At 69.5% G+C, this 19,354-nt stretch carries 21 protein-coding genes; 1 reads left to right on the top strand and 20 read right to left on the bottom strand.

Going from position 1 to position 19,354, the window contains the following annotated elements:
* Positions 1-154 precede the first annotated feature (154 nt).
* On the top strand, positions 155-637 hold the full coding sequence (locus ACIP93_RS33360) for a hypothetical protein (protein ID WP_401765202.1): 483 nt from the start codon (positions 155-157) through the stop codon (positions 635-637).
* Positions 638-662: 25 nt separating this feature from the next.
* Here ACIP93_RS33360 and ACIP93_RS33355 read toward each other — a convergent pair whose 3' ends face one another.
* From ACIP93_RS33355 to ACIP93_RS33260, 20 genes are all read right to left on the bottom strand, one after another.
* Positions 663-1,694 (bottom strand): hypothetical protein, encoded by a 1,032-nt coding sequence (locus ACIP93_RS33355; RefSeq protein ID WP_401765200.1) that lies wholly within the window; start codon positions 1,692-1,694, stop codon positions 663-665.
* Positions 1,687-5,727: a hypothetical protein gene (locus tag ACIP93_RS33350; protein ID WP_401765198.1), complete on the bottom strand. Its 4,041-nt coding sequence runs from the start codon at positions 5,725-5,727 to the stop codon at positions 1,687-1,689. Before ACIP93_RS33350 ends, ACIP93_RS33355 begins: the two co-directional genes overlap by 8 nt.
* A 279-nt stretch (positions 5,728-6,006) precedes the next feature.
* Positions 6,007-6,531, bottom strand: coding sequence for a hypothetical protein (locus ACIP93_RS33345; protein WP_401765196.1), 525 nt, complete (start codon positions 6,529-6,531; stop codon positions 6,007-6,009).
* Positions 6,532-6,668: 137 nt separating this feature from the next.
* On the bottom strand, positions 6,669-7,502 hold the full coding sequence (locus ACIP93_RS33340) for an IPT/TIG domain-containing protein (protein WP_401765193.1): 834 nt from the start codon (positions 7,500-7,502) through the stop codon (positions 6,669-6,671).
* A 72-nt stretch (positions 7,503-7,574) separates the two neighbouring features.
* Positions 7,575-8,000, bottom strand: coding sequence for a hypothetical protein (locus ACIP93_RS33335; RefSeq protein ID WP_401765191.1), 426 nt, complete (start codon positions 7,998-8,000; stop codon positions 7,575-7,577).
* Positions 8,000-8,272, bottom strand: coding sequence for a hypothetical protein (locus tag ACIP93_RS33330; RefSeq protein WP_401765188.1), 273 nt, complete (start codon positions 8,270-8,272; stop codon positions 8,000-8,002). The genes ACIP93_RS33335 and ACIP93_RS33330 overlap by 1 nt, the downstream gene beginning before the upstream one ends.
* Before the next feature lie 40 nt (positions 8,273-8,312).
* On the bottom strand, positions 8,313-8,843 hold the full coding sequence (locus ACIP93_RS33325) for a hypothetical protein (RefSeq protein WP_401765186.1): 531 nt from the start codon (positions 8,841-8,843) through the stop codon (positions 8,313-8,315).
* Entirely contained in the window at positions 8,843-9,175 is a 333-nt protein-coding gene (locus tag ACIP93_RS33320; RefSeq protein ID WP_401765184.1) for a hypothetical protein, read from the bottom strand. Before ACIP93_RS33320 ends, ACIP93_RS33325 begins: the two co-directional genes overlap by 1 nt.
* 17 nt (positions 9,176-9,192) lie before the next feature.
* On the bottom strand, positions 9,193-9,987 hold the full coding sequence (locus ACIP93_RS33315) for a hypothetical protein (protein ID WP_401765181.1): 795 nt from the start codon (positions 9,985-9,987) through the stop codon (positions 9,193-9,195).
* Between the two features lie 73 nt (positions 9,988-10,060).
* Positions 10,061-10,564 carry a hypothetical protein gene (locus tag ACIP93_RS33310; protein WP_401765179.1) on the bottom strand — a complete coding sequence of 168 codons (504 nt, stop codon included), beginning with the start codon at positions 10,562-10,564 and terminating at the stop codon, positions 10,061-10,063.
* Positions 10,565-10,717: 153 nt separating this feature from the next.
* Positions 10,718-11,179, bottom strand: coding sequence for an IPT/TIG domain-containing protein (locus ACIP93_RS33305; RefSeq protein ID WP_401765177.1), 462 nt, complete (start codon positions 11,177-11,179; stop codon positions 10,718-10,720).
* 131 nt (positions 11,180-11,310) lie between these two features.
* Positions 11,311-12,057 (bottom strand): hypothetical protein, encoded by a 747-nt coding sequence (locus ACIP93_RS33300; protein ID WP_401765174.1) that lies wholly within the window; start codon positions 12,055-12,057, stop codon positions 11,311-11,313.
* Between the two features lie 38 nt (positions 12,058-12,095).
* Complete coding sequence (locus ACIP93_RS33295) at positions 12,096-13,343, bottom strand: hypothetical protein (protein ID WP_401765171.1); 1,248 nt, start codon at positions 13,341-13,343, stop codon at positions 12,096-12,098.
* On the bottom strand, positions 13,340-13,615 hold the full coding sequence (locus tag ACIP93_RS33290) for a hypothetical protein (RefSeq protein ID WP_401765169.1): 276 nt from the start codon (positions 13,613-13,615) through the stop codon (positions 13,340-13,342). The genes ACIP93_RS33295 and ACIP93_RS33290 overlap by 4 nt, the downstream gene beginning before the upstream one ends.
* 81 nt (positions 13,616-13,696) lie before the next feature.
* Positions 13,697-14,992, bottom strand: coding sequence for a phage major capsid protein (locus ACIP93_RS33285; RefSeq protein WP_401765167.1), 1,296 nt, complete (start codon positions 14,990-14,992; stop codon positions 13,697-13,699).
* Between the two features lie 224 nt (positions 14,993-15,216).
* Complete coding sequence (locus tag ACIP93_RS33280) at positions 15,217-17,136, bottom strand: NUDIX domain-containing protein (protein WP_401765164.1); 1,920 nt, start codon at positions 17,134-17,136, stop codon at positions 15,217-15,219.
* A 146-nt stretch (positions 17,137-17,282) separates the two neighbouring features.
* Complete coding sequence (locus ACIP93_RS33275) at positions 17,283-17,495, bottom strand: hypothetical protein (RefSeq protein WP_401765162.1); 213 nt, start codon at positions 17,493-17,495, stop codon at positions 17,283-17,285.
* Positions 17,496-17,507: 12 nt separating this feature from the next.
* On the bottom strand, positions 17,508-18,155 hold the full coding sequence (locus ACIP93_RS33270; protein WP_401765159.1) for a hypothetical protein: 648 nt from the start codon (positions 18,153-18,155) through the stop codon (positions 17,508-17,510).
* A gap of 74 nt (positions 18,156-18,229) precedes the next feature.
* The gene (locus ACIP93_RS33265) at positions 18,230-19,003 is read right to left on the bottom strand and encodes a hypothetical protein (RefSeq protein WP_401765156.1); all 774 of its coding nucleotides are present in this window, start codon (positions 19,001-19,003) and stop codon (positions 18,230-18,232) included.
* An 81-nt stretch (positions 19,004-19,084) separates the two neighbouring features.
* On the bottom strand, positions 19,085-19,354 hold the full coding sequence (locus tag ACIP93_RS33260; RefSeq protein ID WP_401765154.1) for a hypothetical protein: 270 nt from the start codon (positions 19,352-19,354) through the stop codon (positions 19,085-19,087).

The following is a 19,354-nucleotide window of genomic DNA, read 5'->3' as shown; positions in this document are numbered from 1 at the left end:
CGGGGCGCAGCATGAAGGGGCGCAGCGGTTAGTGTCGCGGACTCGTTGCCTGCCTCCGGACCTCACGCCGGTCAGCGCGTTGACTGGTCAACGTGTTTCCCAGTCAACGCGTTGACCGCTATGGTGTTCTTGACGGATACACCAGGAGGACCCCATGCAGTTCTGGCATGCCATCGAGGCCACCGACAACGGTGAAGACCCGCTCTGGTACGTCGTGATCAGCGCCGACGAGACCGTCGGGGTGGAGGAGTACGAAGGGACCGCCGCCCAGTACGGGCGCGACGTCCTTCAGAACTGGATCGACGACGGCAACACGACTGGAGACGTTCTCGATGAGTACGGCAACCCGCTGTGGCAGGTCGTCGTCCACTTCGGCGATGACAAGGAGCGGTGCCCGGTCACCCGTGTAGCCGTGATCGGCGCTGACGAGCTTGCCCAACCCGCTCCCGAGATCGCCGCCGTTGAGGCCGCCCGCGATGCCAAACTGCGGGCCCGCCATCTCGACATGGTTGCCGATGGGCTGCTGGAGGATGCACTGTCGGCCGCGCGCGCGGCCGGGCATGGGGCGAACGAGTTGGCGCGACGCGCAGCCCCGGCGGTGTCCCGGCCTGTTGCCCTGCGCATGATGAATTCGTAAACGGGCCCGCACCAGCGGGACGCCCTCACCACCAGGCGTGGGCGTCCCGCCACTCGATCTCGATGCGCGGCCCGACGAAAGTGATCCCCGGGCGCCGCGCGAACCGCATCCGCGCGGTGTGCATCCCCGGGGGGAGCAGCACATCACGCAGCAGCGGGCTCGACCGCGACAACTTGTCCGCGACGGACGCCCCGGTCTTGACGTTCACCACGGTCCGCGCCCAGGACCGGGAGTCGAGCCGTACCGACTGCCCCACGTCCAGGTCCACGTTGAGCTGCACCGTCCACAGCCCGTCGACCGTCAGCTCGTAGTTGCGGCCCGGCCCGTGGAAAGTGATCCACGGGTGGGTCGCGAGACGCCCGCGGACGTGCAGCCCCGTCAGCAGCCGCTCCCCGGCGCCGCTCTGGGGCGGCTGCGGGCGGCCGGGCCGCCAAGCGGTGGGCGGCACGTTGCTCCTGCCGTACATCTCTACCTGACGCGAGGTGTCGTCGTAGAAGCGGTCGTCCACGGCCTCGAAATCCGCCAGCAGCGGGGTGAAGCCCTGGCGGGAGTATTTCTCGTGGACGACGGCGAACTTGCGGGGCCGCCCGTACAGCAGCCGCACGCGGCCCGCGCTCTGCCGGCGCAGCCACGCGACGCCGCCCGCCCGGCGCCGTACGGCATCCGCCCGCCACGCGGTACGGGCGATGCTGACACCCTCCATGTTCCACATGGCGCGTCGCTCGGGCGTGGGAGGAGGCGCGATGTGCTGCGGGCTGCCCGTACCGATCGGCGCATCGCTGCCGCCGCTCGGGAAGAGATAGTTCCAGCCGGCGATCGGTGCGTCCACGGTGTCCACGCCGAGCTCCAGCGCGACGGTGAGGGTGCGCTGGTAGTCCCGGCCCATGCGCACCCCGTCCTCACCGGGCAGCGGAGTCGTGCTGTCGTCGAGGTCCGCGACCTTCGTCTCGGGGTCCGCCATCAGGTACAGGCCCGAGGTCGTACGCCCGAAAGTCAGATTGCACGCGGGGTGCGGGCCGCTGCCGCTGTACCCCAACTGCCATTCACCGTCACGCATACAGGCCACCTCCGCCCATTTGAATTCGCCGCAATTCGAACAGCGCCTCGTCGAGGGCGCCCCGCACCGTGCCGACCTGCGCGACGTTCACGTTCAAGTCGCCGCCCACCAGGGCGGGGGAGCCTGCGGCGGTGGCCGCGACGGTCCGGCCGCCGGAGCTCGCGGCGGGCGTACGGACGGCGCCCTGTGTGTGGTTGACGCCCCCGTTCGCGAAGTACACGACCCGGCCGCCGAAAATCTGCGCGACGCGGTCGAGGATCGCCTTGCTGCGACGCCGCTTGGAGTTGGCCAAAGGGAGGTACGCCTCCCCTTGAGTCTCGGGCTCGTTCCACACCCGGATCTGGCCGGGCCGGGCGATCTGGGCGATGTGGTTCTCCGCCCCGTTCGCGAAGGCCTTGACCCGGCCGGCCGTCCGGTGGAGGCCGCCGTTGGCGAAGTACCGGATGCCGCCGTCCGCGTAGTTTTCGACGTACGGCTTGCCGAGGGTTGAATACTTGATGGTGACGTGCACGGTCTTACCGGTGAGCTGGTTGATCTTGCTCTGGATGCTCTGCACCTGCTGAAGGGGAGTCCCGGTCGGGGCGGTGATCTTGACCGTTTTTCCGCCGTTGTCGACCTTCTCGATCTTGAACTTGAGGTCCTTCAGCGCGCTCTGTGCCGTCTGCGTGGGCGCCTTGACCGTGATCGACTTCCCCGGCGGGAGGTCGACGACCTTCCGCTGCACATCCTTCAGCTCCCCGGCGGCCTGCTTCACGATCGCGTTCACCGTGACGGTCTTCTTGTTGGGCGCGTTCGCTATGTCGGCGGTGAGCGCCGACAGATTCGCCCGTGCCCCGCCGGTCGGCGCCGTGACCGCCACGTTCTTGCTGCCGGGGATGCGCTGGATCTGGAAACCGAGCGCTTCCAGTTGCTTCCACGCCTCCGTGGTCGGAGCGCTGATGCGGATCGTCTTGCCCGCTCCGAGCCCCTCCAGCTTCGTACGCAGGGACAGCACTTCCGCTGTCGCCTCGGGCATGCCTTGTGTCGTCATCAGGGTCGTGATCGTGGAGGGAATGAACCCCATCTGGTCGGCGAGCGCCTTCGCCTGGGCTGCCGGGATGCCCATGTCCATCGCGAGCTGGATCGCCTTCGTGCGGGCCTGCTCCATGGCCCCTTGTGACTTGTTCATCGCTTCGGCCAGGGGCATTACGCCCTGTTCCGAGGACTGCATGGCGCTGGTAGCCACTCCGAGCATCGCCGTTCGCAGCTCGCCGAGCTGGGAGTTGAGTGCCTGGCCGTTGCGGGTGGCGGTGTCGACCATCCCGTTGGTATCGACGAGGGCCTTCCCCCAACCGTCGGACTTCTCGGTGGTGCCCTTCATGCTGTCGCCGATCTGCAGCATGACCGCGTTGAGGCGGGTCTGTGCATCGTGGAAGGACTGGGCGTTGCCGCTGAGAGCGTCGAGCGCTGCCTTGAGGGCTTCTACGCGCTGGTCTGCGGCCTGCGTCTTGTCGCTGAAGCCCTTCACAGCGGCCTGGAGGCGGTCGTACGCGGTGACTCCGGCGGTGGCGCCGTCGTTCATCGCCTTCCCGGCCTCGGTGGCGTCCCGCCGGCTTTTCTTCAGCTCGCCGTTGAGCGACCCGAGCGCGTCCGCGGCGTCCTTGTACTTCTGCCCCTGCTCGTCGTACTGCCGAATCCAGGCCCTGCCGTACTGCGTCAACGGCTTGTTGGCTTCGGCGAGAGCCAGGAGCTTCTTCTGGAGCCCGTCGACGGAGCCGCCCTGTTCGAGGTAGGCGTCGGTGAGGGTCTTGAGGCTGACGTCCGCATCCCGCATGACGTCCACGAGCTTGCCGTTGCCGTCGGCGAGTTTGGTGTCCTGCAGGAGCCGGACGGTCTGGGCCCGCACGTTCGCGTCGATCACACCATTGCTGTCCGCAAGAGCACGTGCGAGGGAGGAGACCCGCTCGCGGTGGGCTTCCGCGGCACGGGCGCTTTCCTGCTGCTTGGCGGCGAGGAGGCCCAGCCCGATCGTGACGCCGGCGATGGCAAGCCCGAGCGGGCCGCCGAGGGCGGACACCATGCCGCCCATGGCCCTGCTGGCTACCCCGTTTGCGGCACCGATGCCACGCAACGCACCGCTGAGCCGTCCGCCTTCGGTCGCCGCGGTGCGGTAGGCGCCGGACATCCGCTGCCAGAGCGTGGCCTGGGGGCCGAGTACGCCGGGGCCCAGACTGCCACGCATGGTGCTGCCCAGGGACGTCACAGACGTCCCCGCGGCGGCAACGGACGTGCCGAAGTTGCGCAGCATGCCGGAGACGGCGGTGATGACCTTGAGGGCGAGGAGGGTGCCCAGCAGCGTCGCGAGGGCGGTGTTGGCGCCGGGTACGACGTTCATGATCCAGTTGAAAGCGGCCAGCAGGCCGGAGAAGGCAGCGAGCAGTACCCCGAGCCCGGTTCCGGCGCCGGCCAGGTTGCCGATCGCGGTGGCAATGTTGGAGATCGCGCTGACGATCGCCGGTCCGACGCTCTGGCCGATGGAGGAGAAGAAGTTGCCCAGGGCGGGCATCAGTTGCGTGCGGATCTGCCGAACCAGGTCGACGACGCCGACGTCCTGCATTGCGCGGCCCATGCCGCGGACGAAGTCCCCGACGAGGGCGTTGAGCTCGTGGAACAGCGGCGCCGCGTCGGAGAAGAACTTCTTCATCCCCTCCTGGCCGGCCTTGCTGTTGGCCCACCGCTCGAAGCGCTTCATGGTGCCCTCGAAGCCGTCGAGGAGGGCGTTGCCGGTCTCCATGCCGGCGCGGCCGACGGCGCCGAGTCCCTTGACCAGGGACAAGGACGAACGTCCGAGCTGGGCCGCCTTGTCTCCCGCGTGGTCCAGGAACTTGGCGAGGCTCCCGGTTTCCCGGCCCGCCTTCATGCTGGCCCGGAACCACTGGGTCATCCGTTCGCCGCCCTTGGAGACCCGTTCAACGAAGGGCCCGGAAGCGACGAGGAAATCCATGGTGCCGCGGCCGAGGTTGGCCAGGCCGTTGGTCATGTTGCCCAGGACCCTGTTGTTCGTGCCCGCGATGGTCTTGAAGTCCTTGCGGAACACGCCGGTCTGCATGAACTTCGCGCCGCGCTCCGCGAAGGAACCCATCTGGGAGGCGGAGTCGCCGAGGGCGCCCTTCAGGAGCGGGAGCACGGAGTTCGCGAGCGGCTTGATGTCGTCGGCGACCTTGGAGAAGAACCGCTCGCTGATGGACTTGCGGACCTTGCCCCACGCGCCTTGCAGGGACACGGCCGCGGAGACCGCCTTGCGGGCCGACGGCGACAGCTTGTCCAGTGCCTCCGCGAGCTTCTTCTGCTGCGCCTCGGTGACCTTGCCGTCCGTGGCGAGCATCCGCTGCGCCGCCACCGACTGCTTGATTGCTTCACCGAAGCCGCTGAACGCGAGCTTCGTACCGATCGCTGCGGAGCCCGCCGCGGCGATCAGGCCGGGTATCGCACCGAGGACACCGACCGCGGGCGCAGCGGCGGAGACGAGCGCGGTCAGCCCGGCACCGTATTGGCCGATGAGAGCGACCGCGGGCTGCAGCAGGGAGACGAGGGCGCCGATTCCGAGCATGCGCAGCCCGCCCCGGCCGCGGCCGGGCATCCGCATGTTCACCGGGACGTTGACCGGGTTCCGGTCAGCTTCGCCCTGGGCGCCGTTGATGAGACCGCGGAGCCGGGCGAGGAGGCTACCGCCCGACGGGCCGTCACCGTCCCCGTCGGGCCGGACGGGGAGGCTGACGTCGGTGTCGCCGATACGGCGGCGGATGCCGTCGAGGGCCGTGCGGAAGCGGTCCTCGTCGATCTCGATGCGGATCTTCGCGGTGACGCCCTTGGACGCCTCCTTGACCACCTCCTTGAGGCGCCGGCGAAGACCCTTCTTGTCGATCTCGACCGTGACCTTGGCGGCCAGGCCCTCAGCGGCCGTCTCGACAGCCGTGCGCAACCGCGCCGCGAACCCCGTGAGATCGGCGACGACCGGCACCTCGAGGCGGCCGGCCTGCAGGCCCTCAGCCACTTCGGATCATTCCTTTCTGCATGGCCGCCGCGAGCATCTGCCTGTGGCCGCTCATGCGGGGCTCGTCCGCCTCGGGGGCGGGCTGCGCGGGTCGGGGCGGAGCACCGGGGTCGCTGCGCGACGGGCGAATGACGGTGGTTGGCTCCTCACGCCGCCTGTCGGCGGCCAGGAGCCCGATCTCCTCGACGACGAGGGCCAGGAGCTCAAGGTCCTTGGTCCAGCCGCCGAGAGGGGCTGAACGGACGCGGGAGTCGTCTGGCAGGCCGTCAACGAGGGCGATCAGCCGTCGAAGTCCGAGGAATTCGGGTCGTCCGGGACGAAGCCAGATTCGTCGGGCGTCGATTCCGTGGAATTGGGAGAGGTCGGACTCGACGTCGCTCCATTGCTCTCGGAGGAGTCGGCCGACCGAAAGAGCTTTCCCAGCTCAACTCCGTAGACCTTGGCGAGGCCGGTCGTCAGCCGGACGTAGTCCGGTACGGACGGCTTCCGCTTGAGGAACTCCTCGTTCTGCTCCTCCAGGAGGACCGCGTACGTCTCGCGGATCGCGGCGAGGAACTTCCGCGGCAGCGACGGGCGCCGGAAGAGGGCGCCGACGATCTCCTGGATGCCGGCTTCGCCGTCGGAGGAGTTGATGACGTCGCCGAGGAGACCGACCAGGTCCAGCTCGTCGGAGAGGATCGGGTCGAGAGCTGCAGCGGGCAGCTCCGCCGGGAACAGGAACTGCTCGTCCCGGAACTTCACCGGGATGCCGTCGGGGTGCTGTACCTCGCGGCGCTCGGCGTCCAGGTCGATGACGTACGACATTGCGTGACCTCTTCAAGATGCGTAGCTGGGTTGCCGGGTTCGGCAGCACGCGGACAGTGGCAGCGCGCGCGGCTTGTGTCGCGGCGTGCAGCCGCCCCGCCCCTCACCGCGGCGGGACGGGCGGCTGCAGGCCTGGGTCACGCGTAGGAGAAGCCGCCAGTCTTGGTGACGTCGCCACCGGCGGACACGAGGACGACGTCCTTCGCGCCGCTCGCCCCGGCCGGGGAGATCACCGAGACCTCGGTGTCGTTCTTCAGGATCAGACCGGTGCCGGCCGTGGTGCCGAACCTGACGGCGGTCACGCTGCCGAGGTCGGTACCGGTGATCGTCACGGCCGTGCCACCCGCAACCGGGCCGGTCGACGGTATGACCGTGGCGATCGTCGGCTTCGGAGGCTGGAAGGCCGGGTCGTCCGTGATGACGTACCAGGCGTCCGTGTCGTCGCCGCCCTGGACCGCCAGGCGCAGCGGCAGCACGCTCTCCTTGGTCTTGGCGAGCTCCTTGGAGACGCCTTCCATCTGCATCGTGCGCGGGATGATGTAGCGGTAGTGCTTGCCGCCGTCGATGACCTCGATGCACGCGGCGATCTCGGTACGGCCACCGATCCGGGGCGGAGCGAATCGGAAGTGCTTCCCGCCTCCGGCCGCCGGGGAGATAGCCGTGAGGCTGCCTCCGCCGTAGACGGCCTTGAAGTTCCGGGCGGACCACTGCTGCAGGTCCACCTCGACGGTCGCCGCGTCGGTCGTCTGGAACGTACGGGTCGGGTAGCTCGACTGCGCGGAACGGACCTGCTCGAAGTTCGGCTCAGAGTTGAACTTGAGGGAGTCCTCGGTGAACAGACCGACGGTGTACCAGCCCTCGGGCATGGCCACCGTGGCGTCGGCCGGGGCCGCTGTTCCGACGGGAGCCAGCCACATGCGGCTGAGCTGAGGGATGAGGATCTCGTTGTTGTTCGTGGTCTCGCCAGCCATGGCGGGCTCTCCTTGGTGTCCGGTACTGGGGCGCGGACACCTTGGAGAGCCGGAGGGTTTAACGTCGCGTCGTCACGGGTGCAGGGTGACGGAGAGGTTCATCAGCCATCGGGGTTGGCCGTCGACGAGCGGGCTCCACACCAGCAGACCGGACGGCTTGATGCCGCTGATGACGGGTCGGCTAGGGACGTAGGGCGCCTCCACCAGGTCCTGCGCGGCCCGGGCGCAGCGCAGCAGGATCCGCCGCAGTTCGGCCTTGCCCGGCCAGCCGCCCGGGTCGCCGTAGGCCTCGAGCATCACCTCCGGTGCGATGGCCCAGTTCAGGTCCCGGAGGTCTCCGCCCGGGCCGTGGTCGATCCGCAGGTGGGGCCAGGGTGCTTCCGAGAGTCCGGACACGCGGCCGGGGCCGCCGAGGGCGTCGGCGGCCTCCGGGTGCTCTTGGAGCCAGGCGAGGATCGCGGAGACCGGGTCGGCATCCGCCAGTGTCAGCTCGGTCATCAGGCGCGGGTGACGTAGCCCTGCAGGCGCAGGCGGTAGGCGTAGTCCGGGGAGACGAGCAGTTCGGCGCCGGGCGGGTAGTCGGTGCCGTCGATGGTGTGGTGGTGCGACAGCGTGACGGTGACCGGTTCGACGCCGGCGCCCAGGGCCGGGCCGACGACGTCCGGGGCGGGGGCCGGGCGGCGTGCGGGTCGGGGCGGCTCGGTGACGGCCGCGGCGGACTCTTCCGCCGCGGCAGCGGCGGGCTTCTTGGTGGTCGAGTTCGTAGCCATGGTGCGCACTGTGCGGGCGTGGCCTGCTTGTGTCGCGCGCTCAGCGGCGGGCGGCGACGATGCCCGCCGCGCGGGACATGAAGTAGGTGCCCTCGGCGCGCAGGTTGCCCGGGTAGACGGTGCCCACCTCGGCTTCGACGACCATGGGGGCCTGCACGGAGACGGTGACCGTCACCTTCTTCCCGGCAACAACCGGCTGCCCGGTGTTGATGTGCCGGGCGATGCCGTCCGGTTCTCGGTGCGCACTGCAGCGGCAGTTCTTCAGGTTGGCGATGGCGCGGGAGGTCCGGTCGAGCGGCTCCAGCATGTACGTATGGGCGCCGACGCCGCGGTGTTCGATGTCCCACCGCATGGAGTTGAGCTTGAAGCGCAGGTTCCCCGGGACTTCCTGGCCGTTGGCAGCGATGTGCGTGGGGCGTACCCGGTCATCGCCGACGGTCACCCACCGCTTGGTGGGCGGGGCCAGGCGCTTCGCCTCGATCTCGACCTGGTGCGCGATGCGCCGCACGTCGGGGGCAAGCATGCGGGCGAGCTGCTCCTCGAGGCCCTGCGCGGGCGTGAACTTGGCCATTACGGGACCTCGGGCGGGTTGAGAGTGGCGGTGGCCTGGACGTAGTCGACATCTGGGCAGCCGGGCACCGCGTGCTTGCGGATGCTCGTCAGCGTCCAGGACCTCCCGTTCTCGTCGGAGATGGTGTCGCCCTCCCTGACCGGCCACGTCAGCGGGTCAAGCCGTGCGGTCCATGAGCCGTCGGGCTGCTCAAGGACCGACCCGGGCCAGGTGCCGCGCGGGGCCGGCTTCTGGTTCGGGTTCGGCGGTACGGGTACGCCGTTGGCGTCGCGCCCCCACGGGTGGGCGAGCACGTACACCGTGAGCATGGCGTTCGGCAGCACGACGGCCACGGCGGCAGCTCCTTTCGTCAGCGACCGCGGCCGCGGCTGGAGGAGTACGGCCACGGTGCGCGGGCGGGCCGGTTCAACGGCTGGAAAAGGCGGCGCTTCCACCGGGACAGGCTGTCGAGAGTGGGCAGCGCGCCCGCTTGACCGGCGGTCGGCCCCGACTCGTAGGAGATCGACTGTCCCTCCGCGCTGACGGAGGACACCCGGCGGCCCTGGGCACCTACACCGCCGGGGCGGTTGCGCTCGGACTCGGCGGCGTGGGTGGTCACGTACCGGACGACGGCATCGTTGGCAGCACCGTCGAAACCGACGAGGAAGTCAACGTCGTAGGTGCCGCTCTCGCGCGGCCGGTAGGCGCAGACCCGGACCAGGTTGTCGGTTTCGAACGGCCACGACTCGGCGTCCTCCAGGTCCTCGTCCCGGTCCCGGTAAGGGGTGAGGGCCCTACGAGTAACGAGCTGGGGAACGACGGGCTGGCCGAGATAGGCGGCGACGTCGGCCTGTGCCTTGCGGATGGCAGTCAGCAGGTCGTCGCGCTGCTCGGGCGTGATCGGAAGCGGTACGCCGAGTTCCTTGGCGACTGCCTCGGGGGAGGTGACCAGACCCAGCCCGAGGGGCAAGTCCAGCCGTACGGACTCGTCCTTGACGGGCTGGGCGCCCTCGCTGGGGGTGAAGGCGACGGTGGCCCAGTAGCGGCCGGGGGGCACGTCAGGCAGCGTGAAGCGGTACACCCCTGCGAGCACCCGGGTAGCCGGTCCCGCGCCTGCCACCAAGGTGGTGCGGTCCGGGCCGTCGTAGAGGGACAGGCTGGACACGCGCCCTCCGGCCGGCGCGGGATCGTAGCGGGCCCCGGCGTACATGGGCCGGTAGTCGAACACCCCTTGCCCCCTACTGCTCGGTGGTCGCGTCGGCCTGGGCGGCAAGCCGCTCGGCCTGGGCGTCCAGCCGCTCGCGGATCCGCGCGGCGACGCTCTCGGAGACGTAGGCGCCAGCGGGCTGCAGGAGGCGGTGGACGGGGTTGCGGTGCGGGCCGAGGAACGTCTTCTCGACCAGTCGCACGGTGCACACGAGGACGGAGCCGTACTCGGTGAGCGGTACGAACACGGTGTTCACGTCGGCCGGGGGCTCCTTCGTCGCGTCGTCGATGATGACCTCGGAGAGGTTCTCGTCGTCGGGGATGACCTCGGTCGGAGTGGCGTACGCGGGCATCGCGGGGGCCGCGGGCGGTTCCTGGACGGCAGGCGGCTCGAGCGGAGCAGCGTCGGGGGCCTTCGGCGTGCTGTCGGCGGCCTGGTGCGACTCTTCGACTGCCGGGCTGGTGTCCTCCGTTGCGGTGTCGGCCGTCGCGGTCTTGGTGGCCGCGGTCTTACGGGTTCGGGTCGTGCCTGCCATGGGTGGCTCCCTCTCGGGGTGGTGTTCCGGACGGCGCGCACCTTGCACACCGGGCGGCGCTTGTGTCGCGCCCTGCCTCACGGGGCGGGCGCGGTGCGATTGCTGGGGGGGCGGCCCCCACGTCCTCACGGAGGGGCCGCCCTGTGGCGCGGGTCAGGAGTAGGTGAAGCCGTTGGTCTTCGTGACGTTGCCGGAGTCGGCGGCCACGACGACGTTCACGGCCCCGGCCGCTCCTGCGGGCGCCTTGACGCGCAGCTCTGTGTCGGAGATGCGCTTGAGGTCGGTGCCCGCGGTGGCGCCGAAGTTGACCGCGGTCACACCGGCGAGGCGGGTGCCCTTGATGGTGACGGTGGTCTCGCCCGCGGCCGGCCCGGCCGCCGGGCTGATCGTTGCGACGGTTGCCGCTGGGGTGAAGAGACGGTCGATCTCGGACTGGGGGACGATGGTTCCGACCTGGTAGAGCAGGTGGCGCCGGGAGCCCTCGGGGCGGCCGTCGCCGGGCCCGTAGGCCTTCGTCTCGTACACGTCCGCGGTGAGACGCATGGGGGTGTCCGGGACTGCGGACGCAGGGAACGCGGCCTTCTTGATGAGCGTCCCGTCTTCCTTGTAGAGCATGGGGTTGTTCCTTCCTGGGGCGGGTGACCGGCGAAGGATGGGCTGGGAAGCCGGCTTGGGTCGCGTGCTGCCGGGCGAAGAGGGGCGCTTGCCCAATTGGGCAAGAATGATCTTGGTGTGCCCTCGGGGTGCTACGGCCGTTCGCTCCCGAACTGCTTGCCGGGGCCGCGGCGTCGCTCGTCCTGGGCGCGCTGCAGGTCGCTCCACCGATTGGGGCCCTGCTTCTTCTTGAGGTGCTTGATGTTGTTCGCAGCGATCCCGATCTTCTGCGGGCCGAGTACCGACACCAGGCACCCCTCCGGAGCCGTACCGCGGGAGGTGTATCCGGCTTCGGCGAGGGACTCCTCGTCGGGAAAGATGTCGACGTGCCGCTCGATGGTCACGTCGACCAGGTGGTCCTCTCTGCCGCCGAGCGAGTACACCCACCGGAAGTTCTCCGGCGGGTCCGGTTCCACGGCCTCGCGGAAGAGAGAAATGCTCTTGGTGTACGCGTAGAACTTCACGCCGGGCGCAGCTCTCATCACACGCATCCAGGCATCCGTGTACTCCCGGCTGAAGAAGTCACCGGCGTCGTGACAGCGCACCCACCGGCCCTGGTACCGCTTGTGCTGGAGCTCGGCCGTCATCTGCGTTTCCCAGCCGGGCAGGTCGTCCAGCACCATCATCAGGTTCGCTTCGTGGCGGGCCTTGACGTTCGGGAACCGGTAGGTGCCCTGGCGCGCGTAACAGAGCGGAGCGCAGACGGATGCCGAAGGACAGGTGTTGTAGTTGCGGCCGTCGGGCAGGGTTCCCGCCCACGCCGGGATTGACCAGTTGTAGATCCCTTGCCGGCGCAGGTCCGAGTTCTGGGTGAGTAGCCACCGTGGTTTTTCAGTCATGGCCGGACGGTGTGGTTCCCGGCAGGCTTACGTCGCCTTCAGAGGATCCGCAGGTCGTCCCAGCCGTCCGGGCCGACGCTGAACACCAGGAGGCCGGACGCGGAGACTTCACCGCTGCGGGCGGTGTACCAGTCGGACCCGTTGTCGAGCGTGGGCGCCTGCACCCACAGGCGGCCGTTGCCGACCTGCTGCGCCCGCCAGTGATGGAAATGGCCGGTGATGAGGAGGTCCGCGTCCGCGATCGGTTGGCGGCCGAACGACTGGCCCCTCCACCAGTCCACGGCTTTGTCCGGGCGCGCGTACTGGTGCCCGTGCGCCAGGCCCACGATCGTCCCGCCGATGTCCAGCGAGACCGACTCCCGCCACCGCTCGGGCACGACGAAGCTGACGTGTCCGTAGGCGGCCTCGTTGCGGGCGTAGGCGTCGGCGATCTGCGACAGGACCTCAATGCCCCAGTCGTCGCTCGGCGGGCCGACGGCCTCACGGTTTCGACGCACACGGCCGTGGTTGGAGCCGCACGTCGCGGCGACGACCCGATCGAAGCGTCCGGCGAGACGGTCCAGGCCCTCGAAGGTGATCCGACGGTGGACGCGCACCATCTCGGTCATCGTCAGGTCGTTGGTGTGGGCCTGCTGCGCGGTGTTCTCGACGTTCTCCACGCAGTCGCCGGCGTCCAGCCAGTACGCGGCTGTCGGGCCGCGGCCGATGGCCTTGAGGTCGCGGACGTGGTCATCGAGTTTGTCGAATCGCTCAGCGACTCGGGCGATGAGCTCCGGCGTGCCTCCGCCGCGCCCCACCTTTCCGGCCTGGGCGTCGGCGTAGACGACCACCAGGGCCCGCTCTGCGGCGTCGACGGCGGGGCGGGGCTTCCTGCGGCGGCGCATCGCGTCGCGGACCAGCGCGTCGACGTCGCCGGCGGACATCCAGGTGGGCGCGGTGGGTTCGATGACGTACCGGCAGCGCCACACCGCGCGGGTGACGGCGTCCTTGCCCTCGGCGTCACGGTGCCAGGCGGCCGGGTCGTGCTTGGCCTCGGCCAAGCGGACCCGGAACCCGTCGGGGACGGACAGGCCCATCTCCTCGACGCGCTTGCGCAGTTCGTCGTCTCCGGCGGGCGGTTTCTCGGCGGGCGGGGCCGTGACGACCATGGTGCCGCCCGGCTCGTACCGCACCCCTTCCTCCCAACCGCGCGGCGCAGCCGGGTAGGCGCGCTGCGTCTGCGGGGCCTGGCTCTGTTCAGGGGAGGCAGGCTCGAGAAGCGCCTGCAGATCGTTGCTGAGGGTCATCGCTCGCACCGGCATCCGTTGGGCTTCCCGCGCCGTCGGTGCCGGTTGACCGTGTAGGCCGTGACGGTCGTGCCGTAGCGGCTGAGGGTCTCGGCGATGGCTGTGGCGGAGACGCTGGTCGTCTCCAGCACCGCGCGGAGGGATGCGGCCACGTCGGGCCCAGCGGCCTTCAAGAGGATGCCGACGCTGCACTGGGGGCCCCTGTGGGGGGCGGGCGCGTCTGCAAGTGCGGCCAGTTCGTGGGCGAGGCCCAGGGGTTGTTTCTCGATCACCGCGGTCCTCCGTCGTCGTGATGGTGATACGTGGAGGGGGTGCGCCCGTGCCCCGGGCGCACCCCCTCACTCCGGGCTGGATCAGCCGGTCGGCGTGGTCCAGGACCCGATGACGAACGACTCAGGGCGCGGGACCTCGAGAGCGAGCCTTTCGTCCGCTCGGAACGTGATCAGGCCCTTCTCGTAGTTCTCCGCGTTCTCCGAGGAGACGGTGACGGAGATCGACTCGCGGTCATGGAGCTGAGCACCGAGACCAAACGCGCCGATAAGAAAATCGGTATCGGCCATCGCGGTTGTCTCGACCACGTTCAACCTCCACACCTTCTTCTCGGCGCCGATGGCGACGGCGATGGCGACGCGGAAGGCGCCGTTCTTGTCCTCCTCGACCTCGACGTGCTCCCACATGGTGGGGGAGAGGACGATGCCGGTCGGGTCGTACTCGGCGAGCAGGGCCTTCGTGATGCTGCGCCGGATCTGCACGCTGTACTGGTCGCTGGCCAGGCCCTGGTACTGCTGAACGCCGGGGGTGTTGTAGATGCCGGTCAGGGACTGGCCGTCGCCGACGGAGTGCAGGAGATCCCAGTCCTCGGCGTACTTCACGCCCTCGACCATGCGCGAGTTCAGGAAGGTCTTGAGCCTGGGTTCGTCCGCCAAAATGTTCTTGTGCGCGTCGAGCAGGTGGGCGACTTCGGCGACCGGGTACATCACCGGGGTCAGGGTGAGCTTCGACCGCGGGGCGCGGCCCCAGGTGTCGGTGTCGGCACCCGTGGCCGGCGACGTACCGTCCGCGCCGTACCGCTCCTTGACCTGGCGGGCGGCGTTCGTCCAGCCGGTCTCTCGCGCGCCGTACAGGACGGCGTTCTTGGTCGTGGACTTCGGGAAGAGGTCCCGGATGTGGAACTTCCGGAACGGCCGCTCGGCGATGCCGAGGTTCTGCGCGGAGCCGAGAGTCTGGTGGGTCACGGTGCCCGCCGAGAGGGAGAAGATGGACTTCCCCTCGATGTCGGCTCGGACATACGGCTTGTCACGGAACTGCTGCGAGGAGGCGCTCTGGTAGGAGCCGGACTCGACGAACAGGTCCCCGAGGGACTTCTCCTCGATGCCGGGGCGCTGGCCGTAGTGCGTGGCCGCGGCCGGCGGGGTCGCCGGGGCGTCGAGGTACTGCTTGATCTCGACCATGCCGTTCTCGGCGTCGATGAGGCTCTTGATCTCCGCGGCCTCGGCGGAGACCTTCTTGAAGGCCTTCGCCTGGTCGCTGGAGACGACGAACTGGCCGCCGTCCTCGACCTTGAAGGTCTGGCTGATGCGCTCGGCTTCGGCGGACTTCGCCTGGAGGAGGCCCTGGAGTTCCTTGACGCGGGTGGTGGTGGCGGGCATTTCTGCTGCTCTCCCTGATGCTGGGTGCGGTTGACGTGCGCAGCTCGCCCGGCCAGCACCGGGACGCCTCAACGCAGAGGCGGATGGAAAGCGGAGAGGGGGGTTAACGTCGCGTGCTGCCCGCTCGAAACGTCAAGAGTGGGCAGCACATGCGGTTTGACCTGCGGTTTTGTCACCGGGCGGGGGTGAGCTCCCGGCAGTGCGCACGAACGCAGAGAGGCAACTCAGCTCCGCATCATGGCGAGCGCGGCCTTCACTTCCTCGGGATCGAGGTGGACAGTTTCGTCCGGTTCCGCGGACGACTCCGCAGGCGGTTCCGCGGACGACTCCGCAGGCGGTTCCGCGGACGACTCCGCAGGCGGTTCCGCGGACGGCTCCGCAGGCGGTTCCGCGGGCGGCTCCGTGTCCTCGGCGTCCTCGTCGTTCTCAGGGGCGGTGTCGTCGAAGGTGTCTTCGTCCCACAGGTCGAGCCCGAGCGGGGTCCCGGCCGCGGGGCGGTCCGCGCTGGCCGGTTCGTCGTCGATGTCGAGTCCCTTCGCAGAGAGGGCGGTAATCAGGTCCCGGACCTTGTCGCGGACGTCCTCGAGCTGCTCGGGGCCCGCGGTGGAGCTGCTGACCCGGGCCGTGGCGTCGGCGAGCGCTCCGACGGTGGGCTGCACAACGCGGGCGTCGACGTCCTCGTCCTCGGTGGCTGCGCGGTGGGCGGCGGTGCCCTCCGGCAGGACGACGGTGGCGAGCTCGACAGGCTGGGGCTTGTCCAGCGTGATGTCCCCGGCGGCGGTGACCGTGTACGGGATCGAGTAGTGGCCGCTGCGCTTCTCGTCCTCGCTGTGCACGGACACGATGACGCGGTCCGGGTAGGTGCCCTCGATGCACGTCCAGGTGCCGCCGTCCTGGTCCAGGAGCTCGCGGACGTTGCCGGCGAGGCGGGAGCGGAACTGTTCCTGCGACTCGGGCAGGGACGTGGACGGCATCACAGGGTTCTCCAGAGGGGCGGGAAAGCGGCTCTTGGCCTCGATGACCATGGCGCGGGCGGACTTGTGCTCGATGCGGGGAAGGGCGCGGGCGGCCAGTACGGAGGCGCGCGCTGACTTCTTCTCGGTGCGGGGCCTTTGCAGGGCGTCGGCGAGGCTGTCGACCAGCTCCTTCGGGACGGGGTGCATCGGCTTGGCGGTGGGGCCCTGCGGGAGCGCGGCGCCGGTCAGGAGCTGCCACGGGGTCTCGCGGCATTCCGGGCGCAGGAGCGGCATGCCGGGGAGGACAGGGATCGGCCACCAGGCGGTGACCTCTGTTGCGTCGCCCTGGGGGTCGTCGGGGTTGGCGACCTGCCGTTCACCGTGCGGGGTGTTGATCGGTACGGATGCCTCGGTCGGGACGACGGCTACGTAGCCGCGGTAGATGCCGTTCGGGGCGGTCCAGGAGCCAACGACGCTCGCAGTGCTGGGCAGTGTCGAGCCGGTCTCCTCGGTCCACTCGCGGACGGCAGCGGCGAGGGGGTCTTCCCCGTCCTCCAGATGCCCACCGGGTATCTCCCAAGTGCCGGCGGCCGGATCGCCTTCCTCAAGAGCACGCTGGATCATCAGGACGCGGCTGGTGTCGGCGGCCTTCACCGCCAGGCCTGCCACCCTGATGTCCTTGCCCTCGGTCAGGGCGATGACGTCGATCTCGATATGGGACGGCGTGGTCTTGTACTCCAGGCCGTCGCCGCCGGTGGCGGACTTCACTTCGATGCTGCGCGTCAGCGTGTGGGCACCGTGCAGGACGGGCGACACTTCGAACAGGTCCAGGTGGTGGATGACGCGGACCCCGTCGCCCCGCCGGCTCGCGCTGGACTCGGGCACGCGGTACCCGATGGAGAACGCGGCCTGCTGGTGCTCGTGCCACTGCTTGACCTGCTCGTAGGCGTCACGGCCTCGGCGGGTGCGCAGGTTGTAGAGCACGGTGGCGACAAGGGCGCCGGCCTCGGCGGGCCAGTCACCGGGGACATCGGCGAATCGAGGGTCGCCCGGTAGCCACTCCTCGCACTCGAGAACGACCCCGACGGGGTCTTTCCAGCCGTGGTGCCACACGGTCTTGACGGGGCGTGTGGCCAGGGTGCGGGCGAAAGCGCCGGGCACGATGAGGTCGGCGACGTCATCGACCACGCCGGTGACGGCGTAGATTGCCCGGCTGGTGCCTCGCTGGGTGGTGCTGGGACGTGCGGATCTGGTGGGTAGAGCAGCGCTCGGCACGGCGGGAAACCTCCGGCGGTGGACAGTGGGCCGCCGGGCACCGTGCCGTCAGTGCGTGCCTACTGTCCTGTGCTGGCTTGTGCGGGCTTCTGGGGCCGCGCTTCTGCCTCGGAGCGGGCCATGGACCAGCCGCGGTTCCAGTAGCGGTATCCGAACTGCTCCTCGGCGTTGCCGTACATGCTGTACGGGCAGGCGTCGGAGGGGTCGCCCTCGGCGTACGCGGCCTTGCCCTCGTTGAGCCGGTCCTGGAAGGTCTGGCGGTCGAGCTGCATTCTCGGCTCTCCTTACTGGCTCGCGAACATCGAGTCTTGGACACCGCGGTCACCGGGCGGCGCTGCGTCGCCTGGCGCCGCCTGGCCTGCCGTACGGTCCTCGCCGTTGTGGTGCGTCTGCGTCATCTGCGCGCCGTCAACGTCGGTCGCCCACGCATCCGGGTCGGTGTAGCGCCACACCTGGCCGTCGCCGTCGCGTACCCATCCGGTCAGTGTGCCGTCTGGGGCTTGGTCGAGCCAAGCCTGTTCGCCTGCACTGCCGGTGTAGGCGCACCACGATTCCGGCCCCTCGGGGTCGGTCTCGTCACCCTCGTTGTACTCGTCGCCCGCCCAGGGGCGGGAGTCGTCCTCGGGCGGGGCCGGGGCCGCGCCTGGATCCTCTTCGGCGCCCCCTTCTTCCGGTGGGGCATCGGGTGCCGGAGGCTCCGCGGAAGTCTCCGGCGCGGCAGGGTCTTCTCCTGGCGCGGCCGGGGCCGCGGCCGGGTTCTCGGGCAGCTCCTCCTCAAGGTTGCCCGGGGGCTCACTGGAGACGCCGGGGCCGGCCGTCTCGAGCGAAGCCTCTTCGGTGCCCGCGGTCTCCTCGTTCTCGTCGTCGTCTTCCTCCCCGAAAGGCTTGCCGCCCTGGGGAAGGGCCTTGATGGCGAATCCGTATCTGGTCACAGGCGGAGGATGACGGGCGCGGCCGTTTGTGTCCTGGCCACGCCCGCCTGGCATCTACCTCCTGCGGATCGTTGTCACTGGCCACCGCCTATACCCGAGGCACGCAGGGTCTGCGCGGCGATCTCCGCGCGCTGCGCCTGTTCGGCGCGGGCCTCGGCAAGCTGTTCTACGTCGTTGTCCTCGGTGAGCAGGGGATGCCGCCTGTCGGGGGTCACTGCCTCCTCGTATACCTTCCGAGCCGAGGTACTCAGCTTGGCGGTGTGCTCGCGTAGTTCGGCCCGGCAGGCTACGAGCTTCTCCAGGGACCGGTCTGCTCCGGCCCAGGCGACATGGAATCGGTGGTGCGCGGCGGCCCACTCCGCGGTGGTTGTCTTGCCCAGAGCGTCGTAGGCGGCATCCCAGCGGCGTACCGCCCGTTCGGCATCGCGCACAGCGTCATCGTGGGCTTGGGCAACGGGGGCGGTCTTGTTGTGCCAGGCAGCAGCTTCGTGGGCATCGAGGCGCTCGTCGAACACCCACTTCGCTTGTTCCAGCGTGAGGTCCTGACGCTCCCGCAACTTCGCCACGGCCATCATGTTCAGCTTGTCGTTGTCACGGTCGTCTCCGTACATGCCGGAAACGGTGATGGGCGTGGCCAACTTGGGTCCCCCTTGGGTGCGGTCTGTCTTCGCGTCGATGCCTTCGGCTGCCAGATCGGCGTACACGGTTTTACGGTCGACGCGGGCCGCTTCAGCGAGTTCGTTGACGTTCTGGTTACCGGCGTCCCATGCCTCTTTGAGGAGGCGGGCCCGCAGGCCGGGTTCCGCCCACGCGCACAGAGCGGCCATGGTGCGTTCTCGATCAGTCACGCAGACAGAGTAATGGGGAATAGCTCCACATGTGGAGCCATTCCCCAAGATCATTCTTGCCCAATTGGGCAAACGCCCCGATCAGCTTTCCGGCACACGCGCTTGCCGCCGCACGGCGCCGCTCACCTCGAGGACGTTGGTCTTCTCGCGGAGCACAGCGAGGACGGACGCCTCGTCGTCTCCGGCGACGGCCGCCATGGGGCCGGTCGGTGACAGGGCGACACTCTGGCCCTGGTGGAGCTCCACGAGGGCCGCGGCCCGGTACGACCCGATCACCGGGCGGTCGGCCCGCCCGGTGATCTGCACGGTGTAGGTCGCCCCGTCGTCGAACGAGCCGGTGACGGTGAACAC

It is taken from the genome of Streptomyces sp. NPDC088745 (assembly GCF_044751045.1).
In the GTDB taxonomy this organism is placed as follows: Bacteria; Actinomycetota; Actinomycetes; order Streptomycetales; family Streptomycetaceae; genus Streptomyces; species Streptomyces cremeus.
This window is presented reverse-complemented; position numbering and strand designations above follow the sequence as displayed.

What these genes read in the sequence shown, in the direction of transcription:
- ACIP93_RS33275 (WP_401765162.1), bottom strand. Translation starts at nt 17,495, where the DNA reads ATGCAGCTCGACCGCCAGACCTTCCAGGACCGGCTCAACGAGGGCAAG.
- ACIP93_RS33300 (WP_401765174.1), bottom strand. Translation starts at nt 12,057, where the DNA reads ATGACTGAAAAACCACGGTGGCTACTCACCCAGAACTCGGACCTGCGC.
- ACIP93_RS33345 (WP_401765196.1), bottom strand. Translation starts at nt 6,531, where the DNA reads ATGTCGTACGTCATCGACCTGGACGCCGAGCGCCGCGAGGTACAGCAC.
- ACIP93_RS33340 (WP_401765193.1), bottom strand. Translation starts at nt 7,502, where the DNA reads ATGGCTGGCGAGACCACGAACAACAACGAGATCCTCATCCCTCAGCTC.
- ACIP93_RS33360 (WP_401765202.1), top strand. Translation starts at nt 155, where the DNA reads ATGCAGTTCTGGCATGCCATCGAGGCCACCGACAACGGTGAAGACCCG.
- ACIP93_RS33335 (WP_401765191.1), bottom strand. Translation starts at nt 8,000, where the DNA reads ATGACCGAGCTGACACTGGCGGATGCCGACCCGGTCTCCGCGATCCTC.
- ACIP93_RS33330 (WP_401765188.1), bottom strand. Translation starts at nt 8,272, where the DNA reads ATGGCTACGAACTCGACCACCAAGAAGCCCGCCGCTGCCGCGGCGGAA.
- ACIP93_RS33285 (WP_401765167.1), bottom strand. Translation starts at nt 14,992, where the DNA reads ATGCCCGCCACCACCACCCGCGTCAAGGAACTCCAGGGCCTCCTCCAG.
- ACIP93_RS33325 (WP_401765186.1), bottom strand. Translation starts at nt 8,843, where the DNA reads ATGGCCAAGTTCACGCCCGCGCAGGGCCTCGAGGAGCAGCTCGCCCGC.
- ACIP93_RS33305 (WP_401765177.1), bottom strand. Translation starts at nt 11,179, where the DNA reads ATGCTCTACAAGGAAGACGGGACGCTCATCAAGAAGGCCGCGTTCCCT.
- ACIP93_RS33310 (WP_401765179.1), bottom strand. Translation starts at nt 10,564, where the DNA reads ATGGCAGGCACGACCCGAACCCGTAAGACCGCGGCCACCAAGACCGCG.
- ACIP93_RS33295 (WP_401765171.1), bottom strand. Translation starts at nt 13,343, where the DNA reads ATGACCCTCAGCAACGATCTGCAGGCGCTTCTCGAGCCTGCCTCCCCT.
- ACIP93_RS33355 (WP_401765200.1), bottom strand. Translation starts at nt 1,694, where the DNA reads ATGCGTGACGGTGAATGGCAGTTGGGGTACAGCGGCAGCGGCCCGCAC.